At 70.3% G+C, this 25681-nt stretch carries 23 protein-coding genes and 1 tRNA gene; 20 read left to right on the top strand and 4 right to left on the bottom strand.

Going from position 1 to position 25681, the window contains the following annotated elements:
- Positions 1-44 precede the first annotated feature (44 nt).
- Entirely contained in the window at positions 45-467 is a 423-nt protein-coding gene (gene ndk, locus IE160_RS08265; RefSeq protein WP_152582666.1) for a nucleoside-diphosphate kinase, read from the top strand.
- Positions 468-503: 36 nt separating this feature from the next.
- On the opposite strand, the gene IE160_RS08260 is transcribed toward ndk, so the two are convergent.
- The gene (locus tag IE160_RS08260) at positions 504-1130 is read right to left on the bottom strand and encodes a vitamin K epoxide reductase family protein (protein WP_224744416.1); all 627 of its coding nucleotides are present in this window, start codon (positions 1128-1130) and stop codon (positions 504-506) included.
- A gap of 357 nt (positions 1131-1487) precedes the next feature.
- Between IE160_RS08260 and IE160_RS08255 the strand changes: the two genes are divergently transcribed.
- The 6 genes from IE160_RS08255 to IE160_RS08230 all read left to right on the top strand — a co-directional run bounded on the left by IE160_RS08255 (position 1488) and on the right by IE160_RS08230 (position 11174).
- The gene (locus tag IE160_RS08255) at positions 1488-4091 is read left to right on the top strand and encodes an Rne/Rng family ribonuclease (protein ID WP_191150768.1); all 2604 of its coding nucleotides are present in this window, start codon (positions 1488-1490) and stop codon (positions 4089-4091) included.
- A 105-nt stretch (positions 4092-4196) separates the two neighbouring features.
- Positions 4197-5753: an IS1182 family transposase gene (locus IE160_RS08250; protein WP_179871905.1), complete on the top strand. Its 1557-nt coding sequence runs from the start codon at positions 4197-4199 to the stop codon at positions 5751-5753.
- A 259-nt stretch (positions 5754-6012) separates the two neighbouring features.
- Positions 6013-7569 (top strand): IS1182 family transposase, encoded by a 1557-nt coding sequence (locus IE160_RS08245; protein ID WP_179871905.1) that lies wholly within the window; start codon positions 6013-6015, stop codon positions 7567-7569.
- 195 nt (positions 7570-7764) lie between these two features.
- Positions 7765-8868, top strand: coding sequence for a permease (locus tag IE160_RS08240; protein WP_224744415.1), 1104 nt, complete (start codon positions 7765-7767; stop codon positions 8866-8868).
- Position 8869: 1 nt separating this feature from the next.
- The gene (locus IE160_RS08235; RefSeq protein ID WP_224744414.1) at positions 8870-9610 is read left to right on the top strand and encodes a TIGR03943 family putative permease subunit; all 741 of its coding nucleotides are present in this window, start codon (positions 8870-8872) and stop codon (positions 9608-9610) included.
- The gene (locus IE160_RS08230) at positions 9591-11174 is read left to right on the top strand and encodes a WD40 repeat domain-containing protein (RefSeq protein WP_191150766.1); all 1584 of its coding nucleotides are present in this window, start codon (positions 9591-9593) and stop codon (positions 11172-11174) included. Before IE160_RS08235 ends, IE160_RS08230 begins: the two co-directional genes overlap by 20 nt.
- 10 nt (positions 11175-11184) lie before the next feature.
- On the opposite strand, the gene IE160_RS08225 is transcribed toward IE160_RS08230, so the two are convergent.
- Positions 11185-11457, bottom strand: coding sequence for a DUF4031 domain-containing protein (locus IE160_RS08225; RefSeq protein ID WP_191150765.1), 273 nt, complete (start codon positions 11455-11457; stop codon positions 11185-11187).
- A gap of 13 nt (positions 11458-11470) precedes the next feature.
- Positions 11471-13039, bottom strand: coding sequence for an HNH endonuclease signature motif containing protein (locus tag IE160_RS08220; RefSeq protein WP_191150764.1), 1569 nt, complete (start codon positions 13037-13039; stop codon positions 11471-11473).
- Between the two features lie 338 nt (positions 13040-13377).
- Between IE160_RS08220 and rplU the strand changes: the two genes are divergently transcribed.
- The 9 genes from rplU to rsfS all read left to right on the top strand — a co-directional run bounded on the left by rplU (position 13378) and on the right by rsfS (position 20288).
- Positions 13378-13686, top strand: a complete 309-nt coding sequence (gene rplU, locus IE160_RS08215) for a 50S ribosomal protein L21 (protein ID WP_179872167.1) — start codon at positions 13378-13380, stop codon at positions 13684-13686.
- Between the two features lie 18 nt (positions 13687-13704).
- Positions 13705-13959 (top strand): 50S ribosomal protein L27, encoded by a 255-nt coding sequence (gene rpmA, locus IE160_RS08210; RefSeq protein WP_152582660.1) that lies wholly within the window; start codon positions 13705-13707, stop codon positions 13957-13959.
- Positions 13960-14126: 167 nt separating this feature from the next.
- Entirely contained in the window at positions 14127-15698 is a 1572-nt protein-coding gene (obgE, locus tag IE160_RS08205; protein ID WP_191150763.1) for a GTPase ObgE, read from the top strand.
- Positions 15695-16483, top strand: coding sequence for a glutamate 5-kinase (gene proB / locus IE160_RS08200; RefSeq protein ID WP_179872165.1), 789 nt, complete (start codon positions 15695-15697; stop codon positions 16481-16483). The genes obgE and proB overlap by 4 nt, the downstream gene beginning before the upstream one ends.
- Before the next feature lie 31 nt (positions 16484-16514).
- Positions 16515-17801, top strand: coding sequence for a glutamate-5-semialdehyde dehydrogenase (locus tag IE160_RS08195; protein ID WP_191150762.1), 1287 nt, complete (start codon positions 16515-16517; stop codon positions 17799-17801).
- A 67-nt stretch (positions 17802-17868) separates the two neighbouring features.
- The gene (locus tag IE160_RS08190; protein WP_224744413.1) at positions 17869-18057 is read left to right on the top strand and encodes a hypothetical protein; all 189 of its coding nucleotides are present in this window, start codon (positions 17869-17871) and stop codon (positions 18055-18057) included.
- Positions 18058-18156: 99 nt separating this feature from the next.
- Positions 18157-18717, top strand: coding sequence for a nicotinate-nucleotide adenylyltransferase (nadD, locus tag IE160_RS08185; protein ID WP_502708749.1), 561 nt, complete (start codon positions 18157-18159; stop codon positions 18715-18717).
- 3 nt (positions 18718-18720) lie between these two features.
- Positions 18721-19872 (top strand): hypothetical protein, encoded by a 1152-nt coding sequence (locus tag IE160_RS08180; protein WP_191150761.1) that lies wholly within the window; start codon positions 18721-18723, stop codon positions 19870-19872.
- Between the two features lie 35 nt (positions 19873-19907).
- Positions 19908-20288, top strand: a complete 381-nt coding sequence (rsfS, locus tag IE160_RS08175; protein ID WP_191150760.1) for a ribosome silencing factor — start codon at positions 19908-19910, stop codon at positions 20286-20288.
- Positions 20289-20309: 21 nt separating this feature from the next.
- On the opposite strand, the gene IE160_RS08170 is transcribed toward rsfS, so the two are convergent.
- On the bottom strand, positions 20310-20870 hold the full coding sequence (locus tag IE160_RS08170; protein ID WP_191150759.1) for an antibiotic biosynthesis monooxygenase: 561 nt from the start codon (positions 20868-20870) through the stop codon (positions 20310-20312).
- Between the two features lie 115 nt (positions 20871-20985).
- Here IE160_RS08170 and IE160_RS08165 point away from each other — a divergent pair.
- The 4 genes from IE160_RS08165 (at position 20986) to IE160_RS08150 (ending at position 25661) form a co-directional block, all read left to right on the top strand.
- Positions 20986-21061, top strand: a tRNA-Ala gene (locus tag IE160_RS08165).
- A 73-nt stretch (positions 21062-21134) separates the two neighbouring features.
- A complete protein-coding gene (locus IE160_RS08160) occupies positions 21135-23792 on the top strand; it encodes a cation-translocating P-type ATPase (RefSeq protein WP_191150758.1) in 2658 nt (885 codons plus the stop codon).
- 4 nt (positions 23793-23796) lie between these two features.
- Positions 23797-24486 carry a pyridoxamine 5'-phosphate oxidase gene (gene pdxH / locus IE160_RS08155; RefSeq protein ID WP_191150757.1) on the top strand — a complete coding sequence of 230 codons (690 nt, stop codon included), beginning with the start codon at positions 23797-23799 and terminating at the stop codon, positions 24484-24486.
- Positions 24487-24599: 113 nt separating this feature from the next.
- A complete protein-coding gene (locus tag IE160_RS08150) occupies positions 24600-25661 on the top strand; it encodes an LLM class flavin-dependent oxidoreductase (protein WP_191150756.1) in 1062 nt (353 codons plus the stop codon).
- The last annotated feature ends 20 nt before the right edge of the window (positions 25662-25681 follow it).

The raw sequence follows: 25681 nt of genomic DNA, 5'->3' as shown, positions 1-25681 counted from the left end.
CCCGACCAACGATCATCCGACACCGAATTCCTCTGGAGACTGACATGACCACGACCGTGGAAGAGACCCTCGTCCTCATCAAGCCCGACGGCGTCGCGCGCAACCTGACGGGCGAGATCCTCGCCCGCATCGAGGCGAAGGGCTACCAGCTCGTCGACCTCAAGCTCGTGCAGCCCGACCGCGAGCTGCTCTCGCAGCACTACGCCGAGCACGAGGGCAAGCCGTTCTACGCGCCGCTGCTGGAGTTCATGGAGTCCGGCCCGGTCGTCGCTATCCGACTCGCCGGCAACCGCGTGATCGAGGGCTTCCGCTCGCTCGCGGGCACGACCGACCCGACCACGGCCGCTCCCGGCACGATCCGGGGAGACCTCGGCCGTGACTGGGGTCTCGCCGTGCAGCAGAACCTCGTGCACGGCTCCGACTCGGTCGAGACCGCGCAGCGCGAACTGGCCCTCTGGTTCGACTGAGTGGCGGCCTGTCGCCGCTAGCGGGAGCGCCGCGCCTCAGCCCAGCAGGCTGGGGATGAGCGTCGGGAACTGCACGAGGATCGCGAGCGCGATGCCCGCGAGGTTGACGAACACGATCGTCCAGGTGAAGGGCCACACGGCCGCCGCCACGCGCTGCACCGCGCCGCCCTCGCGCGCGAGCACGCCCGTGGAGAGGGTCCAGGTCAGCAACCACCAGAACATCGGGATGACCATGAGCCATACGAGCATGCACCACGGGCACAGCGCGCCGATGTCGTAGACGGCTTCGCCGAAGAGCCACATCACGAACACCCAGGCGAGCGTCACGCCGCCCAGGAACAGCGCCCAGAACCAGCGGGCGAAGCGGGCTCTCGCGAGCAGGGCGACACCGACCGCGATGGGCGCGACGAGCCCGGCCACCCCGAGGAGCGGGTTGGGGAACCCGAAGAGCGAGGCCTCGGGCGACGCCATGACGGTGCCGCACGACACGAGCGGGTTGACGTCGCAGTTGAGCACGTGGCTGGGGTCGATGAGCAGCGCGACGCGCTCCGTGATGAGCTGCATGGCCGCGTACCAGGCGACCGCGCCGGTCACGATGAGGAAGATGCCGAAGCCGATGGGGCGCCGGTCGTGGTCGGTGGTCGTCGCAGTCGGGATGCTCACCGGACGATTATCGCCGACGTCACGAGGCCCGCAACCGGGTCGGAAGTCCCGACAGCGGCCCGCGCATGCGATAATCGGTCACAGTCGCCGCCAGCCGCGCTCGCGGTGACCCACAACAGAGCTTTCCGGGCATGACCGGACCAGTGCCGCGGTACCGATACCGCGGTCGGAAGCGAATAGCCAGTTTCGCGTGAGAGTGCAGTGACAGTGCACGGAGCCAGCGCTCGACCCGACGAGAACGGGGAGCGCCCGCTCACCACAATTTTAGAGAGTTCCGCGCAGGCCCTGACCGGCCGAGTGCGGCGGAGAGAGTACCCGGGCGGGGCGCGGCCCCCTCGGGCGAGGAGTGCACCAGCGATGGTGAGTGACGAGACACCGAAGAAGACCCCCAAGAAGCGCACCGGACTGTTCGGCGGCCGAGCCCCGAAGAAGGCGGCGGAGCACGCGGGCAGCGCGAGCCGCCCCGACGTGCTGCCGACGCCCGAGCCGGAGGCCGTCGCCGAGGCGCCGGCCGAGAAGCCTGCCGAGGCGCCCGCTGAGTCGCCGGTCGCTGAGGCGCCGGCGAAGGCGAAGCCGGCCCGCAAGGCTCCCGCGAAGAAGGCTCCTGCACAGAAGGCCGATGCCACGAAGGACGACGCTGCGAAGGCTGACGCCGCGCAGGATGACGTGCAGGCGGATGCCGCGAAGGCCGAGGGTGCGGGCGGCGCATTCCCCGAGCTCAAGCCCGAGTCGACGACGTCGCTGCTGTTCTTCGCGCCGCCGCCCGAGGCCGTCGCGCCGTTGCGCGGCGGGCGCGGGCGCGACGAGGAGCCCGAGAGCGACGAGCCCTCCGGCTCGAGCCGCCGGCGCTCGCGCTCGCGCCGTGGTCGAGGCGGAGCATCCGGAGACGCCGACGGCCAGCGCGACGACTCGCGCGACGACGCCCGCGAGGACAGCGGCCGTGACGGCGGCCGTGACGGAGGGTCCTCGCGCAGCCGCCAGCGCCGGCAGCCCGAGCCGATCACCGAGCCGCAGCGCATCAAGGGCTCGACGCGCCTCGAGGCCAAGAAGCAGCGCCGCCGCGACGGTCGCGACGCCGGCCGCCGCCGTGCGGTCGTCACCGAGGCCGAGTTTCTCGCGCGCCGCGAGAGCGTCGACCGCGTCATGGTCGTGCGCTCCAAGGACAACCGCATTCAGATCGGCGTGCTCGAGGACGAGGTGCTCGTCGAGCACTACGTCGCCCGCTCGAGCGAGTCGAGCATCATCGGCAACGTCTACCTCGGCAAGGTGCAGAACGTGCTGCCGAGCATGGAGGCCGCCTTCGTCGACATCGGTCGCGGTCGCAACGCGGTGCTGTACTCCGGCGAGGTCGACTGGGATGCCGCTGCCGAGGCCGGCGAGAAGAACCAGCCGCGCCGCATCGAGCTCGCCCTCAAGCCGGGCGACAAGGTGCTCGTGCAGGTCACGAAAGACCCGATCGGCCACAAGGGTGCCCGGCTCACGAGCCAGGTGAGCCTGCCAGGCCGCTACCTCGTCTACGTGCCCAACGGCTCCATGAGCGGCATCAGCCGCAAGCTGCCCGACACCGAGCGCGCACGCCTCAAGAAGATCCTCAAGGAGGTTCTGCCCGAGAACGTCGGCGTCATCGTGCGCACGGCGGCCGAAGGCGCGACCGAGGAGCAGCTCACGCTCGACGTCGAGCGCCTCACGAAGCAGTGGAGCGAGATCAGCAAGCAGGTCGAGAAGGCGCAAGCGCCCGCGATGCTGCACAGCGAGCCCGACCTCCTCGTCAAGATCGTGCGCGACGTCTTCAACGAGGACTTCCGCGCCATGATCATCCACGGTGAGGATGCCCACTCCACGATCACCGGCTACCTCAGCTCCGTCGCCCCCGACCTCCTCGACCGCGTGCAGAAGCACGACGGCGACGTCGACCCGTTCGACGAGCACCGCATCAACGAGCAGATCGAGAAGGCTCTCGAGCGCAAGGTGTGGCTGCCCTCCGGCGGCTCGCTCGTCATCGACCGCACGGAGGCGATGACGGTCGTCGACGTCAACACGGGCAAGTTCGTCGGCTCCGGCGGCAACCTCGAGGAGACCGTCACGAAGAACAACCTCGAGGCGGCCGAGGAGATCGTGCGCCAGCTGCGGCTGCGCGACATCGGCGGCATCATCGTCGTCGACTTCATCGACATGGTGCTGGAGTCGAACCGCGACCTCGTGCTGCGGCGCCTCGTGGAGTGCTTGAGCCGCGACCGCACCAAGCACCAGGTGGCGGAGGTCACGAGCCTCGGCCTCGTGCAGATGACGCGCAAGCGACTCGGCCTCGGCCTGCTGGAGACCTTCAGCGAGAACTGCGACGTGTGCGCCGGCCGTGGCCTCATCCTGCATCACGACCCCGTGGTCAAGCACCGCGGCAACGACGGCGGCGGTGGCGGCGACAGTCGTCGGCGCGGGGGCAGCGGTGGCGGTCGTGGTGGCTCCGGGTCCTCCGGCGGTCGCGGCGGGTCCTCCGGCTCGCAGCAGAAGTCGGGCAACGGCAACGGCACGCACGCGATCACCGACGACGTCAGCAAGGCGCTCGCGGCGATCGCGGCGAAGACGGTGCACCACGACGCGCCCGCAACGGGTGCGGCCGAGAAGACCGGTGTCGTCAAGCCGATCTCGTCCGGCGCCGGTGGGTCGGCTGCGTCCGAGTCCGGCGTCACCGAGTCCGGCGTCGTCGAGCCGAGCCCGGCGGCGGTCGAGGAGGCCGCGGCGATCCTCGACATCCCGCTCACGAAGAAGCCCGAGCGTGCGCGCCCCGCGATCGACCCGGACGCCGCCCAGCAGCTGCTCGGCTCGGTGCTCGAGTCGCTTCCCGAGCCGCCCGCACCCGGCACCCGCAAGCGCGGCTCGCGTCGCGCCACGACGGGCACCATCACGGCGGGCACGAGCGAGGCGGAGCGCTCCGGCGGCGACGGCGCAGCATCCGGCTCGTAGTGGTCGAGGATGCACTGATCGAGCGCGCCTAGGAGACCGCTGAACAATTCGGGGGTTTAAGGCGCGCCTGCGGACTGGTCCGGGCTGCGGGTTAAGACTTGGTTCATGCAGGGTAGTGACGATGGTCAGCGTCAACTGTTGGATGTTCAGTCCTGGGCGGGTCATTTGCTCCCGCGGGGGTCGGTGTTCGCGTTCCTGGCCGCTCACCGGAGGCAACTGTTCCCGGATGACGCGTTCGCGGATCTGTTCCCGTCCGGGCGGGGTCGTCCCTCGATCCCGGCGGATGTGATCGCGTCGGTGTTGGTGTTGCAGACGATTCATAACCTCTCCGATCGGGAGACTGCGGAGGCGGTCACGTTTGATCTGCGCTGGAAAGCGGCCTGTGGGTTCGCGGTGGCCCAGACAGCGTTCCACCCGTCGGTGTTGACGTATTGGCGGCGCCGTCTGGCTGGCAGTGAGCGGCCGCATCGCATCTTCGATGCCGTGGCCGAGGTCATCGCTCAGTCGGGGGCGTTGACCGGTCGACGGCGACGGGCGATCGATTCCACGATCCTCGACGATGCGGTTGCCCGGCAGGACACGGTGACCCAGCTGATCGCGCAGATCCGCCGAGTCGGGCGGGAGGTCCCCGCAACGGCGGAGCTCATCGCGGGCCTGCCCGGGCATGACTACTCCACGCCTGGGAAGCCGGACATTGCCTGGGATGACCCGGCCGCCCGCGATCTGCTCGTCTCAGCGTTGGTGAACGACGCGTTGACGCTGCTGGCGGAGCTCGACGGTGTCGAACTGAGCGAGAAGCAGCAGGAAACGGTGGCGTTGCTGGCACTGGTCGCAGGGCAGGACGTTGAGCCGGCGGAGGATTCCGATGGCACCGATGGGCGGTGGCGGATCGCCCGGAAGGTCGCCCCGGAGCGGATGATCTCAACCGTTGATCCGGACACCCGGCATGCGCACAAGTCGCGGGAGAAGAAGCAGGACGGCTTCAAAGCCCACGTTGTGATCGAGCCGGACACCGGTCTGGTCACCGCTGCCGCCCTCACGAAGGCGTCCGGGGCGGCGAACAGCGACGCGGCCCGCGGGGCGGAGCTGCTCACCGCCGATACCAGCATCGGCGAGGAACCGGTCGACGTGCTGGCCGATTCGGCCTACGGCAGCGGTGAGCTGCTCGACCAGATCGGAACCGCCGGTCACACCGCGATTATCAAGCCGATGCCGCTGGCCCGGGCGGTTCCTGACGGGTTCACCATCGATGACTTCACCGTCGATGACACCGCGGGAACGATGACCTGCCCGGCCGGAGTCACCCGACCGATCGCCGCCAAGGGAACAGTGACCTTCGGCAGCGTCTGCTCCTCCTGTCCGTTGAAGCTTCGATGCACCACGGCGGCGCGAGGACGGAAGATGACCGTGACTGCGCATGACCGGATCAAACGCGAACACCGGGCCCGAGCCGCGGATCCTGGCTTCCAAGCCGATTACCGGCAACACCGGCCAATGGTCGAACGCTCAATCGCGTGGCTCACCCGCGACGCCAGACGCGTGCCGTTCCGTGGCGTCGCGAAGAACAACGCCTGGTGGGTCACCCGCGCCGCCGGAATCAACCTCAAACGACTTCTCAACCTCGGCCTCACCTTCCACAACGGGAACTGGGCGCTCGGATAGAGCCAGCCAGTGCGCCCAATCACGGTCGCAGCTCGGCGGAACCCCCGCCAACAGTGCCGCAACGCCGCCTTCCGGGCAGACAACTATTGGCACGGCAGACCAAGAACCGAGCCACCGACGCCCGCCCAGAGAACCGACACGGCCCAGCCGACCACGGTCAAGACCCCTTGTTCAGCAGTCTCCTAGGAGACCGCTGAACAATTCGGGGGTTTAAGGCGCGCCTGCGGACTGGTCCGGGCTGCGGGTTAAGACTTGGTTCATGCAGGGTAGTGACGATGGTCAGCGTCAACTGTTGGATGTTCAGTCCTGGGCGGGTCATTTGCTCCCGCGGGGGTCGGTGTTCGCGTTCCTGGCCGCTCACCGGAGGCAACTGTTCCCGGATGACGCGTTCGCGGATCTGTTCCCGTCCGGGCGGGGTCGTCCCTCGATCCCGGCGGATGTGATCGCGTCGGTGTTGGTGTTGCAGACGATTCATAACCTCTCCGATCGGGAGACTGCGGAGGCGGTCACGTTTGATCTGCGCTGGAAAGCGGCCTGTGGGTTCGCGGTGGCCCAGACAGCGTTCCACCCGTCGGTGTTGACGTATTGGCGGCGCCGTCTGGCTGGCAGTGAGCGGCCGCATCGCATCTTCGATGCCGTGGCCGAGGTCATCGCTCAGTCGGGGGCGTTGACCGGTCGACGGCGACGGGCGATCGATTCCACGATCCTCGACGATGCGGTTGCCCGGCAGGACACGGTGACCCAGCTGATCGCGCAGATCCGCCGAGTCGGGCGGGAGGTCCCCGCAACGGCGGAGCTCATCGCGGGCCTGCCCGGGCATGACTACTCCACGCCTGGGAAGCCGGACATTGCCTGGGATGACCCGGCCGCCCGCGATCTGCTCGTCTCAGCGTTGGTGAACGACGCGTTGACGCTGCTGGCGGAGCTCGACGGTGTCGAACTGAGCGAGAAGCAGCAGGAAACGGTGGCGTTGCTGGCACTGGTCGCAGGGCAGGACGTTGAGCCGGCGGAGGATTCCGATGGCACCGATGGGCGGTGGCGGATCGCCCGGAAGGTCGCCCCGGAGCGGATGATCTCAACCGTTGATCCGGACACCCGGCATGCGCACAAGTCGCGGGAGAAGAAGCAGGACGGCTTCAAAGCCCACGTTGTGATCGAGCCGGACACCGGTCTGGTCACCGCTGCCGCCCTCACGAAGGCGTCCGGGGCGGCGAACAGCGACGCGGCCCGCGGGGCGGAGCTGCTCACCGCCGATACCAGCATCGGCGAGGAACCGGTCGACGTGCTGGCCGATTCGGCCTACGGCAGCGGTGAGCTGCTCGACCAGATCGGAACCGCCGGTCACACCGCGATTATCAAGCCGATGCCGCTGGCCCGGGCGGTTCCTGACGGGTTCACCATCGATGACTTCACCGTCGATGACACCGCGGGAACGATGACCTGCCCGGCCGGAGTCACCCGACCGATCGCCGCCAAGGGAACAGTGACCTTCGGCAGCGTCTGCTCCTCCTGTCCGTTGAAGCTTCGATGCACCACGGCGGCGCGAGGACGGAAGATGACCGTGACTGCGCATGACCGGATCAAACGCGAACACCGGGCCCGAGCCGCGGATCCTGGCTTCCAAGCCGATTACCGGCAACACCGGCCAATGGTCGAACGCTCAATCGCGTGGCTCACCCGCGACGCCAGACGCGTGCCGTTCCGTGGCGTCGCGAAGAACAACGCCTGGTGGGTCACCCGCGCCGCCGGAATCAACCTCAAACGACTTCTCAACCTCGGCCTCACCTTCCACAACGGGAACTGGGCGCTCGGATAGAGCCAGCCAGTGCGCCCAATCACGGTCGCAGCTCGGCGGAACCCCCGCCAACAGTGCCGCAACGCCGCCTTCCGGGCAGACAACTATTGGCACGGCAGACCAAGAACCGAGCCACCGACGCCCGCCCAGAGAACCGACACGGCCCAGCCGACCACGGTCAAGACCCCTTGTTCAGCAGTCTCCTAGGATGACCGCGTGAGCTCACCCTCCCTCGACTCTGCGCGCGCGCCGGGCCCGCACGACGGCGGCGGGTCCGACCGCGCGGGCCGTGACCACGCGGGCCACGACCACGCCATGGCGGGGCCGCGACGTCGGCCCGCGCACTACCTGTGGCTCGTCGGCGGGGTCGGCGTGCTCGTCACCATGGTCGCGCTGCGCTCCCTCACCGCCGAGGCAGGCCCGTGGGGCCTGCCGAACCCGGTGCAGGATCTGCTGACGCTCTCCACGAGCGTCGTCGTGGAGTCGCTGCCGTTCATCGTGCTCGGCATCGCCCTGTCGATCCTCGTGCAGGTGTGGATTCCGGAAGCCTGGCTGCTGCGCATCCTGCCCCGCAACCCGTGGGGGCGCCGGGCCGTCATCTCGCTCTTCGGCATGTTCCTGCCCGTGTGCGAGTGCGGCAACGTGCCGCTCGCGCGCGGACTCGTGCGGCGCGGTTTCACGATCCCCGAGTCGATGACGTTCCTCGTCGCCGCCCCCATCCTCAACCCGGTGACGATCATCACCACGCACCAGGCGTTCGGCTTCGACGACGGCATCCTCGTCGCGCGCCTCCTCGGCGGCTTCCTCATCGCGAACGTGCTCGGCTGGCTGTTCAGCAAGCACCCCGACCCGCACTCCCTGCTGAGCGGCCGCTTCGCTGAGCAATGCCGGCTCGACGACGGCCACGGCCACACCCATAGTCGGCGTGATCAGACTCTCGACCTGTTCGTGCGCGAGTCGAGCATCCTCATGCCGGCCCTCGTGATCGGCTCCCTCGTCGCTGGCGGCATCCAGGTGCTCGTGCCCCGCGAGGTGCTCGTCTCCCTCGGCAGCGACCCGCTGCTGAGCGTGCTCGCGATGATGGTGCTCGCCTTCGTCATCTCCATCTGCGCCAACGTCGACTCGTTCTTCATCCTGCCGTTCGCCTCCACGTTCCTGCCCGGCTCGATCGTCGCGTTCCTCGTCTTCGGGCCCATCGTCGACATCAAGATGCTCGCCCTCATGCGCACCACGTACTCCACGCGCACGCTCGTGCAGCTGACGACGATCGTGGCGCTCATGAGTGCGGGGCTCGGTCTGGTGGTGAACTATGTGGCGTAGCGTGCAGCGCTGGCGCGGGGTTGCGATCATCGGCACGATGGCCGCGATCACCCTGTGGCTCGCGGTCACCGGCCAGCTGGCTCTCTACATCCACCCGCGGTACAACGTCTTCACGGTGACGATGTCGATCATCGCGGTCGTCCTCGCCGTCGCCTCCGTCGTCGGGCGGCGCGATCACGATGACGAGGATGCTCCGCCACCGCGCCGCTCGCAGCGCGCGCTCGGGCTCACCGCGGCCGCCGTCGCGGGGCTCTTCACGCTCGGCATGGTGCTCGTGCCGCCGGCGTCGCTCAGCACGGCGACGGCCGACCAGCGGGAGATGAACGCGACCGCGGGGGGCGACGAGGAGAGCCTCGCGGCGGCCGCGACCGCCGATGAGGCGTCGATCGCACGATTCACGGTGCGGGAGTGGGCCGCCATTCTGCGGCAGACGAGCGACCTGTCGTTCTTCGCCGACAAGCCCGTCACCGACCTCGTCGGTTTCGTCATCGCCGACGAGGACGACCCCGAGAACGTGTTCTACGTCTCGCGCTTCGTCGTGACCTGCTGTGCGGTGGACGCCCAGCCGCTCGGGGTGCCCGTGCACCTGCCCGACTGGGCTGCGACGTTCGAGCCAGACAGCTGGGTGAGCGTCTCGGGGGAGTTCGCGAGCAATCCGAGCTCGAGCAGCCTGCAGCCGGTGGCCGTGATCCCCGACACCGTCGACCCTGTGGAGCAGCCGCGTGAGCCCTACCTCTTCTGAGCAGGGCGAGCCGCGCCACCCCGACGGGCAAGGCGAACCGCGCCACCCCGGCGCGCAGGGCGAATCGACGCGGCACGGCGGCGTGCACCCGGAGGGCGAGGGTACGCGCCGCGCGGCCGAGGCGGGCCGTCGGCTGCGTGAGCAGCGCGAGCTGCAGCGCTTCCAGCGCACGTTCTGGATCGTCTCCGGTGTGCTCGGAGCGGTTGCCGCGGTGTTTCTCCTGCTGGGTGCGCTGCAGGGCCCGAAGCTCACGACCGCGCAGGTCGACCCGCAGCGGGCGACGGAGCAGTCCGGTCAGCAGCTGCGCATGTTCGCCAATCAGCCGCTGCGCGACGTCGATGCCTCGCAGGTGGCGGTCTCGCCGCAGACCGACGTGACGGTCACGGTGCAGGACGACCTGCTGGTCGTGCAGTTCGACGAGCGCCTGCGCTACGACACCGAGTACACGGTCACGGTGAGCGACGTCGCGGCGCGCAGCCGCGATGCTGTGTCGACGTTCTCGCACGCTTTCGAGACCGCGGGCGCGAGCGTGCTGTACCTGGACCGCGGAGAGACGCAGGACGAGATTCTGCGCGCCGAGGTGAGCGGCACGGGTCGCGGCGAGGTCGTGCACGCTGCGCCGGGCATCCAGGCTTTCGCGCCGGTCGAGGGCGTGCTCGTCGTCGCGCGCGATGCCGGGGCGGGCGGGACCGGTTCGTCCGACGCGGCCTCGGACGCCTCCGCCCCGGGTACAGGCGCGAGCGTTCTCGAGTCGGTGCTGACCGAGTCGGGTGATGCGGAGACCGTGCGCCTGCCCGAGGGGGCCCGAGTCGATCGCATCATCGCCCCGCAGGCGGGCACGCTGGTCGGGCTCGTGCTCACCGAGGTCGTCGAGGAGGGCACGCCGCAGTTCTCGAGTGCGCTCGCCTACGTCGATCTGGCGGGGGATCGGGAGGTGAGGCTGCTGGAGGGTCTCGACGGCGAGCCGGTGCGAGCGCTCGACGCGGCATTCCTGCCCGGCGGATCGAGCCTGCTCGTGCACGCCCTCGATCAGTCGCTCCTGCGCATCGACCTGCTCGCGCCCGAGCTGGTGCTGCCCGTGGACCAGCTGCCGACGGTGTGGAACCTCTCCACGGACGGCACGCGCGTGAGCGGCTCGGACTCGTTCGGCGGCCTCTTCCTCGACCTCGAGTCAGGTGAGGAGACACGCCTGAATCCGTCCCTGTTCGAGGGCGAGGTCGTGTTCGGCGGTGAGACGGTGCTGCTGAGCGATGAGCGCTGGGTGCAGAAGGTGGCCGTGCCCGACGCGTCCGGTGGGTCGTTCGCGATCGTTGTCGTCGTCGACGACGGTTCGGGGGAGTCGCGGCAGCTGGCACGCACGATTGACGACCGTGGCAGCATCGGCGCACTGTCGGTGTCGCCCAACGACCAGTACGTGGCGATCGAGGTGACGCCGTCGGTCGAGGACGCCGAGCCCGACGGTCGCCGGGTCAATCCGCGCTCGACGTCGATCACCCTGCAGATCATCGACATCGAGACGGGTGCGCTCGTGCGCAGCCTCGAGGGCTTCGCGCCCGTCTGGTAGGCGTGAGGCCTCAGAGCCCGCGTTTCTGGCGCTGGCTCACCCGCAGTCCGGAGGCGGTGAGGCGGGCGACGAGCTCTTTGCCGGTGACGGGCACAGCACCTTGGGCGATGAGGGCGTCGCGGCGTTCGTCGGGGTAGTCGTAGTGGTCGTGGTCGAACCCGCGCTTGGGTATGCCGGCGTCGCGCGCGAACGCGTGCAGCTCGTCGAGGGATGTGTCGCTCACGAGGTGCCCCCAGAGCCGCCCGTGGGCGGGCCAGATGGGGTCGTCGATGAGCACAGCCATAGTGCGACCGAGTTTATGCGCGCGCCGGTGCTGAAGCGCTGAGGGCGTCCTGCAGTGCGGGGCTGCGGCTGGGCATGTCGATCGGCTCAGCGGGCCGGTCTCCGCGATGGGTGCCGAGCCGGGCATTCGCCTGGGCACCGTGCCGTGATGGGGGTGGGCCCGGCGGTGGGATCAGGCGATAGCTGGGGCCGGCGCGTTGGATTTCCCACCCGTTGTTGTGGGCGAGGAGGTGGTGGTGGCGGCACAAGAGGATTCCGTCGGCGATGTCGGTGTTGCCGTGGTCGCGGTGCCAGTGGTGGATGTGGTGGGCTTCGCACCAGGAGGGTGGGCGTTCGCAGCCGGGCCAGCGGCAGCCGCCGTCGCGGGCGGCGAGGGCGAGGCGTTGTGCGCGGGTGAACAGGCGGCGTTCGCGGCCGAGGTTGAGGGGTTGGCCGGCGTTGTCGGGGTGTCCGTCGACGGTGAGGGTGATGGTGCCGGCGGTGCAGGCGTGGCGCTCGATGGTGGCGACGGAGATGGCGTCGGGGTGGCCTTCGATCCAGCCTTGGCCGCGGCGCTTCTCGAGGGTGCGGGCGGTGACGATCATGCGCACCCCGACCGGTTCGTCGCCGAGGAGTTGGCTGGTGTCGGCGGCGGCGCCCTGGCGCAGGAGTTCGGCGATGGTGTCGCTGGCGCGCTGCTGGGGGGTGCGGTCGTCGTCGACGGCTGGGTGGTCGCAGTCGTCGAGGACTGCCTCGTGTGCCTCGGCTGCCCGTTCCTCGTCGCTGGTGAAGCGGGGTTCGCGGCGCCGGGGTGAGGTGATGCGGTCGTAGACGTCGCTGACGAGGGCGAAGGTTTCGGGGTCGAGGATCCAGTGGGCGTAGCCCATGCCGTCGGGTCGGCGGCCGAGTCGGAAGGAGCGCTGCTGTCGGCGTGCTTCTTCGCGGTCGGCGATGCCGTCGAGGTCGAGTGCGTCGCGCACGGTGCGTGCCTCGCGTGCGGCGCGGTCGGCGTCGAGCCCGTCCAGTCGGGGGAGGAGTCGTTCGGCGGCCGCGTCGAGATCGGTCTCGCTCATCGTGCTGGTCGGCCGGCCGAGGCCGGTGCGTACGGCGTCGGCGACGGCGACACTGACGCGACCTGACAAGACGGCGTCGCCCAGCGGTGTGGGCGTTTCGGCGCCGACCGTCGTGCCGACGCGGACGGCGGTGCGGGCATCGGCGACGCGGGTGCCGGTCGTGACGCGCACCATCTCCTCGGGCGTGCGGTGCCCAGTGCGCTGCGCGAGACCTGCGTGGCCGAGCTCGGGTGCGGAGCGTCGGGCGATCTCTCCGGCGAGGAGCGAGACGTGCAGTTGCGCCAGGCGCACCTCGTCGGCCGCGAGGCGGGTGAGGTCGAGAAGCTCGGCGTCGTCCAGAGCGCGAAAGACCTGCACCGCGCGGGGGACGGCGGCAAGGGCATCCCGAGCGGCAGTGAGTGCGCCCGCCACCTCGACGACGCCGCTCACCTCACTGACGGTGTCGTCCGTCGCGCCCGGGCTGGGGTGGCGCGGCAACGCGGCGGCGGGCACCGCGGGCATCGGCGGCGCGAGCATCGTCGTGATGGTCATGGTCGCCTCCCTCCGCGGTACTGTGTGCTGGTTCGTGATTCGAACATACATTCGACCACCGACGTTCTCGGCGCGAGTGCGGGAAGAGTGGAGAGTCCTCGCTCGAGTCCCGGTGGGGAGGAGACTGATGCAGGCGGGCACGCAACGACCACGCGCGCGCTCCCCGCAGCGCCACCACACCCGCGTTGCCCGCAGCGTGACCGCCCCGCGCACGCCCGCCAGTTTGACCGCCCATCCTCGCGTCGGCTATTCTTGACCGCTGGTGTGCGCTGGGCTGAGCCCGCGTGGGTCACCGCATTCTTCAGCTTCATCTCTTCGACGAGAATTAAGGGTAAACAGTGGTCTACGCAGTTGTGCGCGCCGGTGGGCGGCAGGAAAAGGTTGAGGTGGGCACGGTCGTCGTGCTCGACCGCGTCAAGGCGGGCGAGGACGGCACGATCCAGCTGACCCCGGTCCTGCACGTCGACGGTGACACGGTCACGACCGACGCGAAGAAGCTCGCGAAGATCACGGTCACGGCCGAGGTCATCAGCGACCTGCGCGGCCCGAAGATCGTCATCCAGAAGTTCAAGAACAAGACCGGGTACAAGAAGCGCCAGGGTTTCCGCGCTGACCTGACCCGCGTCAAGATCACCGGCATCAAGTAAGAAGGGTCGCGAGAAGACATGGCACACAAAAAGGGCGCATCGTCCACCCGTAACGGCCGCGACTCGAACCCCCAGTACCTGGGTGTGAAGCGTTTCGGCGGCCAGGTCGTGAAGGCCGGCGAGATCATCGTCCGCCAGCGCGGCACGCACTTCCACCCCGGCGCCGGCGTCGGTCGTGGCGGTGACGACACCCTGTTCGCCCTCGAGGCAGGCGCCGTCGAGTTCGGCGCCAAGGGCCGCCGCAAGGTCGTCAACATCGTGGCGAGCGCCTGATCTGATTCAGGTTCGACACGCAGCACACAGCTTCGGTGAGGATGGGCGGGCTTCGGCCCGCCCATTCTTCCGTTAGGGGCCGTACCGGCCCCGCAGCACCACTCCGCTCGGCACCCCCGATCACTTGAGACGGGGATCGAGCACCCAACCTCAGGAGGTTCGCGCTCATGGCGACGTTCGTCGACCGCGTCACCCTCCACCTCACCGCCGGTCACGGCGGACACGGCTGCGTGTCGGTGCGCCGCGAGAAGTTCAAGCCGCTTGCCGGCCCCGACGGCGGCAACGGCGGTGACGGCGGCGACATCGTCCTGGTCGCGTCGAGCCAGGAGACCACGCTGCTGCCGTACCACCGGCGCCCGCACCGCTCGAGCGACAACGGCGGCCCCGGCATGGGCGACAACCGCTCGGGCTTCTCGGGTGAGGACCTCGTTCTGCCGGTGCCCGTCGGCACGGTCGTGCGCGACGCTGATGGCACCGAGCTGGTCGACTTGACGGCGGAGGGCATGCGCATCGTCGTCGGCCCCGGCGGCCAGGGCGGCCTCGGCAATGCGGCGCTCGCGACGACGAAGCGGAAGGCCCCAGGCTTCGCCCTGCTCGGCACCCCCGGGTGGACGGGCGACGTGCTGCTCGAGCTCAAGACGGTCGCCGATGTGGCGCTCGTCGGGTATCCCAGCGCGGGCAAGTCGAGCCTCATCGCGTCGATCTCGGCGGCGAAGCCGAAGATTGCCGACTACCCGTTCACGACCCTGCACCCGAACCTCGGCGTCGTCGAGTCGGGGGAGACCCGCTTCACGGTCGCCGACGTGCCCGGTCTCATCGAGGGCGCGAGCGAGGGCAAGGGCCTGGGGCTCGAGTTCCTGCGCCATGTCGAGCGGTGCAGCGCCCTGCTGCACGTGCTGGACTGCGCGACGCTCGAGCCGGGCCGCGACCCGCTGAGCGACCTCGACGTGATCCTCGCCGAGCTCGCCGCCTACCCGGTGCCGGAGGGGCAGACGCCGCTTCTCGAGCGCCCCCAGCTGGTCGCCCTCAACAAGATCGACGTGCCGGAGGCCCGCGAGCTGGCCGACTTCGTGCGCCCCGAGCTGGAGGAGCGCGGCTACCGCGTCTTCGAGATCAGCGCGGTGAGCCGGGAGGGCCTGCGCCCGCTGACGTTCGCGCTCGCCGAGCTCGTCGAGACCGACCGTGCCGCGCGCGCTGCCGACACGACGGTGCGCGAGCGCATCGTGCTGCGCCCGCGCGCGGTCGACGAGGTCGAGGTGACGGTGACCGTCGAGGGCAGTGCTGAGGACCCGGTCTACCGGGTGCGCGGCGCGAAGCCGGAGCGCTGGGTGCACCAGACCGACTTCCGCAACGACGAGGCGGTCGGCTACCTCGCCGACCGGCTGGCGAAGCTCGGCGTGGAGGACAAGCTCTTCCAGGCCGGCGCGATCGCGGGGGCGACGGTCGTCATCGGCGGCGAGAACGGCGTCGTGTTCGACTGGGAGCCGACGCTCACGAGCGCCGCCGAGCTCATGACGGCGCCGCGCGGCAGCGACCCGCGACTGGACGGCAACGCGCGTCTGACGCGCGAGGAGCGCCGCGCGAACTACTTCGAGCGCATGGACGCGAAGGCCGAGGCCCGCGCCGAGCTGGAGCGCGAGCGCGAGGCGGGCCTGTGGCACCAGGACGACGAGCAGCGGTCAGACACGCAGAACGACCAGCAGAACGACGGCCAGCACCAGGAGGACGACGAGCGATGAGCCCAGCCGCGCGCCGCATCGTGACGGAGGCCCGCCGGGTCGTGGTCAAGGTCGGCTCGTCCTCGATCAGCGGTGCGAACACGGCGCAGATCGGCCCGCTCGTCGACGCGCTCGCGGCGGCGCACTCCCGCGGGGTGGAGGTCGTGCTCGTGTCGTCGGGGGCGATTGCGACGGGCATCCCGTATTTGAATCTGGATGCTCGGCCCACCGATCTGGCCACGCAGCAGGCCGCGGCGGCCGTCGGTCAGAACCTGCTCATCTTTCGATACCAGGAGAGCCTCGACCGCTACGGCATCGTCGCCGGGCAGGTGCTGCTCACCGCGGGCGACCTCGAGCACGCGACGCCGCGCAGCAACGCCCAGCGCGCCATGGAGCGCCTGCTGAGCCTGCGGATTCTGCCGATCGTCAACGAGAACGACACGGTGGCGACGCAGGAGATCCGCTTCGGTGACAACGACCGGCTGGCGGCGCTCGTGTGCGAGCTCGTGCACGCCGACCTTCTCGTGCTGCTGAGCGACGTCGACGCGATCTACACGAAGCCGCCGCACGAGCCGGGGGCGCAGCGCATCGCGCACGTGCCGGCGGGCGACGACCTCGCGCACGTGGAGCTCGGCGACATCGGGGCCGCCGGCGTCGGCACGGGGGGAGCGGGCACGAAGATCGGGGCGGCGCGCTTCGCTGCGGCGCAGGGCGTGCCCGCGATCGTGACGTCGACCTCCGCGGTGGATGCTGCCCTGCGCGGCGACGACGTGGGCACGTGGTTCGAGGCGACGTCCGCCGACTGAGCGTGCGGCGCCGCGCCGTAGAATTGCCCGCATGACGTTGACCGACCTCGCGCCCGACACTCGCACCGTCGACCCGGCTCTCGAGGCGCTGCTCGCCGCCTCCGTCGCCGCATCCCGGGCCCTGTCGACGCTCACGACCGAGCGCAAGGATGCAGCGCTCACAGCGATCGCCGACGCTCTCGACGGCGCCGCCGCCCGCGTGCTGCCGGCCAACGAGCGCGACCTTGAGCGCGGCCGCGGGCAGGGCATCTCGACGGGCCTCATGGACCGCCTGCGGCTCGACGCCGACAGGCTGGCGGGTCTCGCTGCGGCGGTGCGCGACGTGCGCGCACTGCCCGACCCGGTCGGCGTCGTCGTGCGCGGCTCCCGCCTGCCGAACGGCCTGCAGTTGAGCCAGGTGCGCGTGCCGTTCGGCGTGGTCGGGGCCATCTACGAGGCGCGCCCGAACGTGACGGTCGACATCGCCGCGCTCGCGCTCAAGAGCGGCAACGCGGTCGTGCTGCGCGGCGGCAGCGCCGCCGAGCACACGAACCGCGAGCTCGTCGCCCTGCTGCAGAGCGCGCTGGAGAGCGTCGGCCTGCCGGCGGAGGCCGTGCAGACGATCGACGAGTTCGGTCGCGCGGGCGCTCAGCAGCTCATGCGCGCGCGCGGCTTCGTCGACGTGCTCATCCCGCGCGGCAGCGCCGACCTGATTCAGACGGTCGTGCGCGAGTCGACGGTGCCGGTCATCGAGACGGGCGCGGGGGTCGTGCACGTCTTCCTCGACGCGAGCGCCGACGCGCAGACCGCGGTGGACATCGTCCACAACGCGAAAGTGCAGCGGCCGAGCGTGTGCAACGCGGTCGAGACGGTGATCGTCCACCGCGATGCCGCGGAGCGCCTGCTGCCGCCGATCATCGAGTCGTTGCGAGCATCCGGGGTCGTTCTCCGCGGCGATGACCGCGCTCGCGCGATCGAGGCGAGCCTCGAGCCGGCCACGGAGGAGGATTTCGCGACCGAGCACATGGCGCTCGAGCTGTCGATCGCGGTCGTCGACGACCTGGATGGCGCGCTCGAGCACATCCGTCGCTTCTCGACGCAGCACACGGAGTCGATCGTCACGGCCGACATGGCGAACGCCGAACGGTTCCTCGCCGAAGTCGATTCGGCGGTCGTCATGGTGAACGCGTCGACGCGGTTCAGCGACGGCGGCGAGTTCGGCTTCGGCGCGGAGGTGGGCATCTCGACGCAGAAGCTGCACGCGCGCGGGCCGATGGGCCTGCCCGAGCTGACGAGCACGAAGTGGATCGTGCGCGGCGCCGGGCAGGTTCGCGGCTAGGACACGGTAGATTGGTGCCTCGAACCTCAACGATTCAGGAGCCGTCATGTTGTCGACACTGGCCAGTGTGATCACCGCCGCAGAAGAGCTCGAGCACGAGCTCGCGCCGCTCATCGCGCCGGCGCCCGTTCTGGGCGGCATCGCTGCTCTCGTGTTCCTCATGCTCGGTCTCGTCACCTTCGCCTACCGCGACGTCGCGAACCGGCACAGCAACAAGACCGGGTCGTCCACGAGCGGGCACGACGCCGGGCACTGAGCCGGCCGACTTCCGAGCCTCTCGACACGCGACGCGACCGCCATCGCCGCCCCCGCCACCGTGACCCCGACCACGAAGCGCCGCGCGCGCATCGGCGTCATGGGCGGCACGTTCGACCCGATCCACCACGGCCACCTCGTCGCCGCGAGCGAGGTCGCCCATCACTTCGAGCTCGACGAGGTCGTGTTCGTGCCGACCGGTCAGCCGTATCAGAAGCCGGATGCGACCTCGAGCGAGCACCGCTACCTCATGACGGTCATCGCGACGGCCGCGAACCCGAGCTTCCGCGTGAGCCGGGTCGACATCGACCGCACGGGCCCGACGTTCACGATCGACACCCTGCGCGACCTGCACGATCAGCACCCCGACGCCGAGCTGTTCTTCATCTCGGGCGCCGACGCGATCGCGCAGATCTTGGATTGGAAGGATGCGCGCGAGCTCTGGGAGCTCGCCCACTTCATCGCCGTGAGTCGGCCGGGTCATCCGCTGAGCGTTCGCGCATTGCCGGAGGGCGACGTAAGCTTGCTCGAAGTGCCGGCCCTCTCGATCTCGTCGACGGATTGCCGTCGTCGCGTCGAGGAGGGATCACCCGTCTGGTATCTGGTCCCTGATGGAGTCGTGCAGTACATCTCCAAGCACCAGTTGTACCGGAGTACTTAGGTCATGAGCAGTCACCACGAGCAGCCGATGAGCCGCCGCGAAGCCCGCGAAGCGGCCGAGCGCGCCGAGCGCGCCGCGCGCGAGTCTGCCGAGCGCGAAGCTGCCGGCCGAGAGCGTGTATCGAGCGCGGTGCCCACGCCGACGCCCGCGTCGCCGGGTTTCGTGTCCTCCGCCCCTGTGGCTCCTCCTGCCGAGCCGGCGCAGCGCATGCGCCGGCGCGATTTCCGCCCGCCGTCGGAGCAGGAGGCCCCGCGCGCCTCCTTCGCCCCGGCCGTTGATGAGGATGCTCCGCTCGAGTACCGCACGGAGCGCCCGGTCGACGCACCCTCCTCGCACCACGTCGCCGAGCCGAGGCCCGGGGCGCGCCAGCCGTCGGCTCCGCACGTCATCAGCGAGCACACGCTCTCTCGTCGCCAGCTCCGCTCGCTGCGCGACGTGAGCGACCCGGTCGTGCCCCCGGTCGTGGAGGCACCCGCACCGTCTCCGCACGAGACAACGGCTCCGCCGACGCACCACACTGCACCGCCCAGCCACACCGCCCCGCCGGTCGACTCTGCGCCTCCGCCGAGCCACACGCTCCCGTCGCCCGCCCCGCTGCCGCCGTCGGCTCCCGTGCCTCCGCCGCTCATCGAGCCGGAGGCGACCCCCGACGAGCTCGTGGAGCCGTCGTCGTCCTCGGCGCCGACGACCGGCAGCCACTGGTCGGTGGGCGTGCACGACGACGAGGATCCGTTCACGAACACGTTCAGCCGCGAAGTCGGGTCGGCGTCGCACTCGACGAACGCGCTCGTGCTGCCGCAGATGCCCGTCTCGAACCTGAGCGGCCCGGTGACGGGTACGGGCGAGATCATCGTGACGGGCATGATCGAGGTTCCGCGCATCGTCACGAGCACGGGCACGGTGCCCTCGGTGCACGACAGCGCTGACGTGGACGACTACGTGGAGCCGGGCGATGTGGAGCTCACGTCGACGGGCGCGGCACCGGTGAGCGCCCTGCGCGCGGTGAGCGGCCACACGGGCACGGGCAACATCGTGCACGGCAAGCCGCAGCGCAACGGCAACACCCTCACCACGGTCCTGGTGGCGGCGACGGTCGTCATGGCGGTCGTGGCGATCGGCCTGTTCGTGCTCGCGGCGGTCAACGGACTATTCTGAGTGCTTCCCTCCGCCCTCGACCTTTCAAGGACCCCGTGACCGCTACTTCCCGCGCCCTCGACCTCGCACAGCTCGCCGCTCGTGCCGCCGACTCCAAGCAGGGTGAGGACATCGTCGCGCTGGACGTCTCGGAGCCTCTGCCGCTCACCGACGTCTTCGTGCTGGTCACGGGTCGCAACGAGCGCAACGTGCAGGCGATCGCCGCGGAGGTGGAGGAGAAGCTCATCGAGGCGGGCGTGAAGCCGCTGCGCCGCGAGGGCCGTGCGGAGGGCCGCTGGATCCTCATCGACTTCGGCGACGTGATCGTGCACATCTTCCACGAGGAGGAGCGGCTGTTCTACTCCCTGGAGCGGCTGTGGAAGGACTGCCCTGCCGTGCCGCTCGAGCTCGAGCATCCCGCCACCGATTCTGCCTAGCGGCGCCGTCGGGACCGAACGCTACACGCGCCCCTTCATGAGCCACGGCCGCAGCGCGCGCGTGACGAACGGCAGCGCCAGGTAGGTCATGATCGGCGAGACGATGAGCACGAGCAGCAGCACTCTCAGCACGAGCGGCCAGCCGTCGGTGAACGGGTCGATGACGGCGTTGGTGCCGAGGCTCAGCGGGTAGAAGACGAGGATGATGGCGATCATCTGCTTCCACCGCGGCGGTGCGGGCGGCGGGGGAGCGATGACGTCGACGCGGCTGGGCTCGTCGAACCAGCCCTCGATGCCGGTGCGCTCTTCGACGCGCTGATTGGCGGCGAACTCCTTGATGGTGCCGACCCACCAGCCGCGCTCGCTCGAGTTCTCCCACGCGCGCAGGCTGGGCTCGTCGGCGAAGCGCAGCAGCATGTGCCATTCGGGTGACTCGGGGTCGGGGCGCACCCAGCCGGAGCCCAGATAGCCGGGGAACTGGCTCATGAGGTTCTCGCCGGCGCGCGCCCAGGCGGCGAACTCGCGGGCGCGTTCCGGCGGCACGGAGCGGGTGATCGACACGGTCACGGGGGTCGCGGTCATGTCCCTATCCAACACCGTGGCAGCGTGCCGGATGCTCGGCCGCCGTGAATTGGTGGGCACCGGGTCGGTGTACTACTCTTGTCGAGTTGTCCCCGGCGAGAGTCGGGTTAGCCACGGGCCTGTGGCGCAGCTGGTAGCGCACCTGCATGGCATGCAGGGGGTCAGGGGTTCGAGTCCCCTCAGGTCCACCATCGAATTCACTGCTCCTCTCACGGGGACCTTCGCCTCTGGAAGGTCGAGAGCAGCGCCCGTAGCCTGACGGCGATGGCCCACACCGGCACTCCCGCTCCGTGGCACGCGCGCGACGCGGCCGCGGTGCTCGACGAGCTCGCGTCGAGCCCGCGCGGGCTGAAGGCGGCTGACGCAGCCGAGCGGCAGCAGCGGTTCGGGCCCAACGCGCTCACCGCACGGCCTCCCGACCCGGCCTGGAAGATCGTGCTGCGGCAGTTCCGCTCGCCGCTCATCGCGATCCTCATCGTCGCTGCCGCGGTGACGCTGCTGCTGCAGGACTACGTCGACGCGATCGCGATCGTCATCGTTCTCGTGCTCAACGCGACGATCGGGTTCTGGCAGGAGCTGCGGGCCGACCGCGAGATGCGTGCGCTCGCCTCGCTCACGGTGCCCGCCGCGCGCGTCGTGCGCGACGGCCACGTGCGCAGCGTGAGCGCCACCGAGCTCGTGCCGGGCGACGTCGTCGCCCTCGAGAGCGGCGAACGCGTGCCGGCCGACCTGCGGCTGCTCGACGCGCACGCCCTGCTCGTCGACGAGTCCATGCTCACCGGCGAGTCGGAGTCGGTGCACAAGACCGCCGACCCGGTCGCCGAGCACACCGAGGTCGCCGACCGCACGAGCATGCTCTTCAGCGGCACCTTCGCCACCTCCGGCCGCGCGCACGGCGTCGTGGTCGCGATCGGCGCCGACACCGAGCTCGGTGTCATCAACGAGCTCGTGCAGGGCGCCCCCGATCCCACGCCCCTGCAGCTCATCATCCGCCGCCTCGAGCGGCGCATCGGCCTGTTCGTCGGCCTCGTGGCCGCCATCGTCTTCGTCGCCGGCGCTCTCCTCGGCGAGGAGCTCGAGGAGATCTTCCTCTCCGCCGTCTCCATGGCCGTCGCGACGATTCCCGAAGCCCTGCCCGTGGTGCTCACGATCGCGCTCGCGATCGGCGTGCGGCGCATGGCCGCCCGCAACGCGATCGTGCGCACCCTGCCGGCGGTCGAGACCCTCGGGTCGACGACGGTGATCGCGAGCGACAAGACGGGCACACTCACTCAGAACCGCCTGACCGCCGAGCGCCTGTGGACGGCGCGCGGCTTCGCCGACATCGTGGATGCGCCGCCCGAGCTCGACGAGACCGCTCGAGCCGCGCTGCGCACGGGAGCGCTCGTCAACGAGTGCCACGCGAACGCGGAGAGCGAGGCGGGCTTCCTCGGTGACACGGTCGACGTGGCCCTCGCGGTCGCCGCGCGCGGCACGGCTGTCGTCGGCCCCGACGACGAGCTGCCCGAGCAGCTCGCCCATCTGCCGTACGAGCCGCAGAACGGCTACGCGCAGTCCCTGCGCGACGAGTCAGACGGCCTCGTGCTGCACGTCAAGGGAGCCCCCGAGCTCGTCCTCGCCATGTGCTCGAGCGTCGCGGGCGCCGAGGAGCCGTTCGCGGCGGCGCGCGAGCGCGTGCTCGAGGCCAACGCCGAGCTCGCCCGCGAGGGGTACCGCGTGCTCGCCCTCGCCCGGCGCCGCTACCCGAGCGGGGAGTCGCCCGAGAGCGCCCCGCACGGCCCCGAGCTGCCGCACCCGAGCGAGCTCGAGCTGCTCGGCCTCATCGCCATGACCGACCCGCCCCGGCCCGAGGCGCGTGCATCGATCGAGCAGTGCCGCGCCGCCGGCCTGCGCGTCATCATGATCACCGGCGACCACCCGCTCACGGCCACGACCATCGCCGACCGGCTCGGCATCGCCGTCGACGGCGGCGTCATCACGGGGGTCGAGGTCGGCGACCTCGACGACGACGCCCTGCGCGAGCGCCTGCGCACCGCCACGGTCGCGGCGCGCGTCTCGCCGACCGACAAGCTGCGCATCGTGCGCGCGCTGCAGCAGCTCGGCCACACGGTCGCCGTCACGGGCGACGGCGTCAACGACGCTCCCGCCCTCAAGGCGGCCGCGATCGGCGTCGCGATGGGCCGCGCGGGCACCGATGTCGCCCGCGAGGCCTCTGATGTCGTGCTCACCGACGACCGCTTCGCGACGATCGTCGAAGCCGTGCGGCAGGGCCGCGTGACGTTCGCGGCGATCCGCAAGGCCACCTTCTTCCTCCTCTCCACGGGCTTCGGCATCATGCTCGCCGTCGCCGTGAGCGTCTTCCTCGACCAGCCGCTGCTGTTCCTCCCCATCCAGGTGCTGTGGCTCAACGTCGTCACGAGCGGCCTGCAGGACGTCGCGCTGGCCTTCGAGCCCGAGGAGGGGGACGAGCTGCGGCGGCCTCCGCGGCCGTCGAGCGAGGGCATCCTCTCGAGGGCGCTGTGGGGGCGCACGGTCGTCACCGCCATCTGGATGGCCGCCGTGCTGCTGCTCGCCTTCGCCTGGGCGCTGAGCAGCGGCTACGCGCTCGATCACGCGCGCACGCTCGTGCTCACCCTCTTCGTCATCATGAGCTTCTTCCAGTCGGGCAGCGCGCGCACCGAGCACCGCTCCCTGTTCACGGTGAGCCCGGTCAGCAATCCGTTCCTCATCGCCACGGCGCTCGGCGCGATCGGCCTGCAGGCGCTCGTCATGACGTGGGGCCCCGCGGCGGCCGTGCTCGGGCTCGTGCCGCTCACCCTCGCCGAGTGGGCGGGCTGCGCGATCGCCGCCTCGAGCGTGCTCGTCATCGTCGAACTCGACAAGTTCGCTCGGCGACTTCTCGGCCGGCGCCGCCTACGCTGACCGCATGAGCGAGAGTCCCGCAGAACCCACCGGCCCCGCGAACGATGACCTCGCCGCAGCGCTGCGCACCCACACCGATTACGGGGCCGAGAAGCTCGAGGAGGCCGATGCGGCCGCCGACCCGGTGACGCAGTTCCGCGCCTGGCTCGCCGAGGCCGCCGAGCGCAAGGTGTACGAGCCGAACGCGATGGTCGTCGGCACGATCGACCCGGATGGCGCACCCTCGGTGCGCACCGTCCTGCTGCGCGGCGTCGACGAGCGCGGGTTCGAGTTCTACACCGACTACACCTCGCGCAAGGGCCGGGCGCTGCTCGCCAACCCGGGCATCTCGGCGGTGTTCCCCTGGTACTCGCTGCACCGGCAGGTCATGCTCTACGGCGAGGCGCGGCCGGTCGAGCAGCAGGCGAGCGACGACTACTTCGCGAACCGGCCCCGCGGCGCGCAGGTCGCGGCGTGGGCGAGCGACCAGTCGCAGCCCATCGACGGGCGCGAGGGTCTCGAGCGCAAGGTGCGCGAGGCCGAGGAGCGCTTCGAGGGGGTCGAGACCGTGCCGCGGCCCGAGCGCTGGGGCGGGTTCCGCATCGTGCCGCACCGCGTCGAGTTCTGGCAGGGCCGCACCTCGCGCCTGCACGACCGCCTCGTCTACACGCGGGACGCGAGCGGGGATTGGACGCTGGGGCGCCTGCAGCCGTGACGGGCGTGCGGGAATAGCAGCGCGCATCCTCGCGTTCGTGATGTCAATGCGTGTGAATAGACTGTGCGCACAAGGACGAGAGCGGTCGACCGCTCGGGATGGATGACACGAGCATGAGCAACGACATCATGGACCTCGAATTCGGGCTCGAGACCTTCGGCGACCGCAGCAAGGACGCCGCCGGCGAGTATGTCAGCTACCCGCAGGTGATCCGCGACGTCGTCGAGGAGGGCGTTCTCGCCGACACGGTCGGCGTCGACTTCTTCGGCATCGGCGAGCATCATCGCGACGACTTCGCCGTCTCCGCACCCGACGTCGTGCTCACGGCGATCGCCGCGCAGACCGAGCGCATCAAGCTCGGCACCGCCGTGACCGTGCTGAGCTCCGACGACCCCATCCGCGTGCACCAGCGCTTCGCGACCCTCGACGCGGTCTCGAACGGGCGCGCCGAGATCATCATGGGCCGCGGCTCGTTCACCGAGTCCTTCCCGCTGTTCGGCCTCGAGCTGAAGGACTACGAGGTGCTCTTCGAGGAGAAGCTCAACCTCTTCGCCGAGGTCGTCAAGGAGCAGCCCGTCACGTGGGAGGGCACCATCCGCCCGCCGCTGAACGGCGTGCAGGTGTACCCGACGACGGAGAGCGGCAGCATCCGCACCTGGGTCGGCGTGGGCGGCAGCCCCGAGTCGGTCGTGCGCGCGGCCCGCTACGGCTTCCCCCTCATGCTCGCGATCATCGGCGGTGAACCCGCGCGCTTCGCGCCGTACGTGGACCTCTACCACCGCGCGCTCACGCAGCTCGAGCAGCCGATGCAGCCCATCGGCGTGCACTCGCCCGGCTACGTCGCCGACACCGACGAGCAGGCGGCCGAGGAGCTGTGGCCGCACTACGAGGTCATGTACTCGCGCATCGGGCGCGAGCGCGGCTGGGGCCCGACGACGCGCGCGCAGTTCGATGCCGAGATCGCCCACGGCTCGCTCTACGTCGGCTCGCCCGAGACCGTCGCGCGCAAGATCGCCGCGACCGTCACGGGCCTCGGCGTGCAGCGCTTCGACATGAAGTACAGCACAGGGCCGATGAGCCACGACAAGCTCATGCACGCGATCGAGCTCTACGGCACGCAGGTCATGCCGCGCGTGCGCGAGCTCGTGGCCGAGGCATCCGCGCCCGTCGCCTGATCGTCCACCGCGGACGGCCG

Source organism: Chryseoglobus sp. 28M-23, from assembly GCF_014789785.1.
Taxonomy (GTDB): Bacteria; Actinomycetota; Actinomycetes; order Actinomycetales; family Microbacteriaceae; genus Microcella; species Microcella indica.
This window is presented reverse-complemented; position numbering and strand designations above follow the sequence as displayed.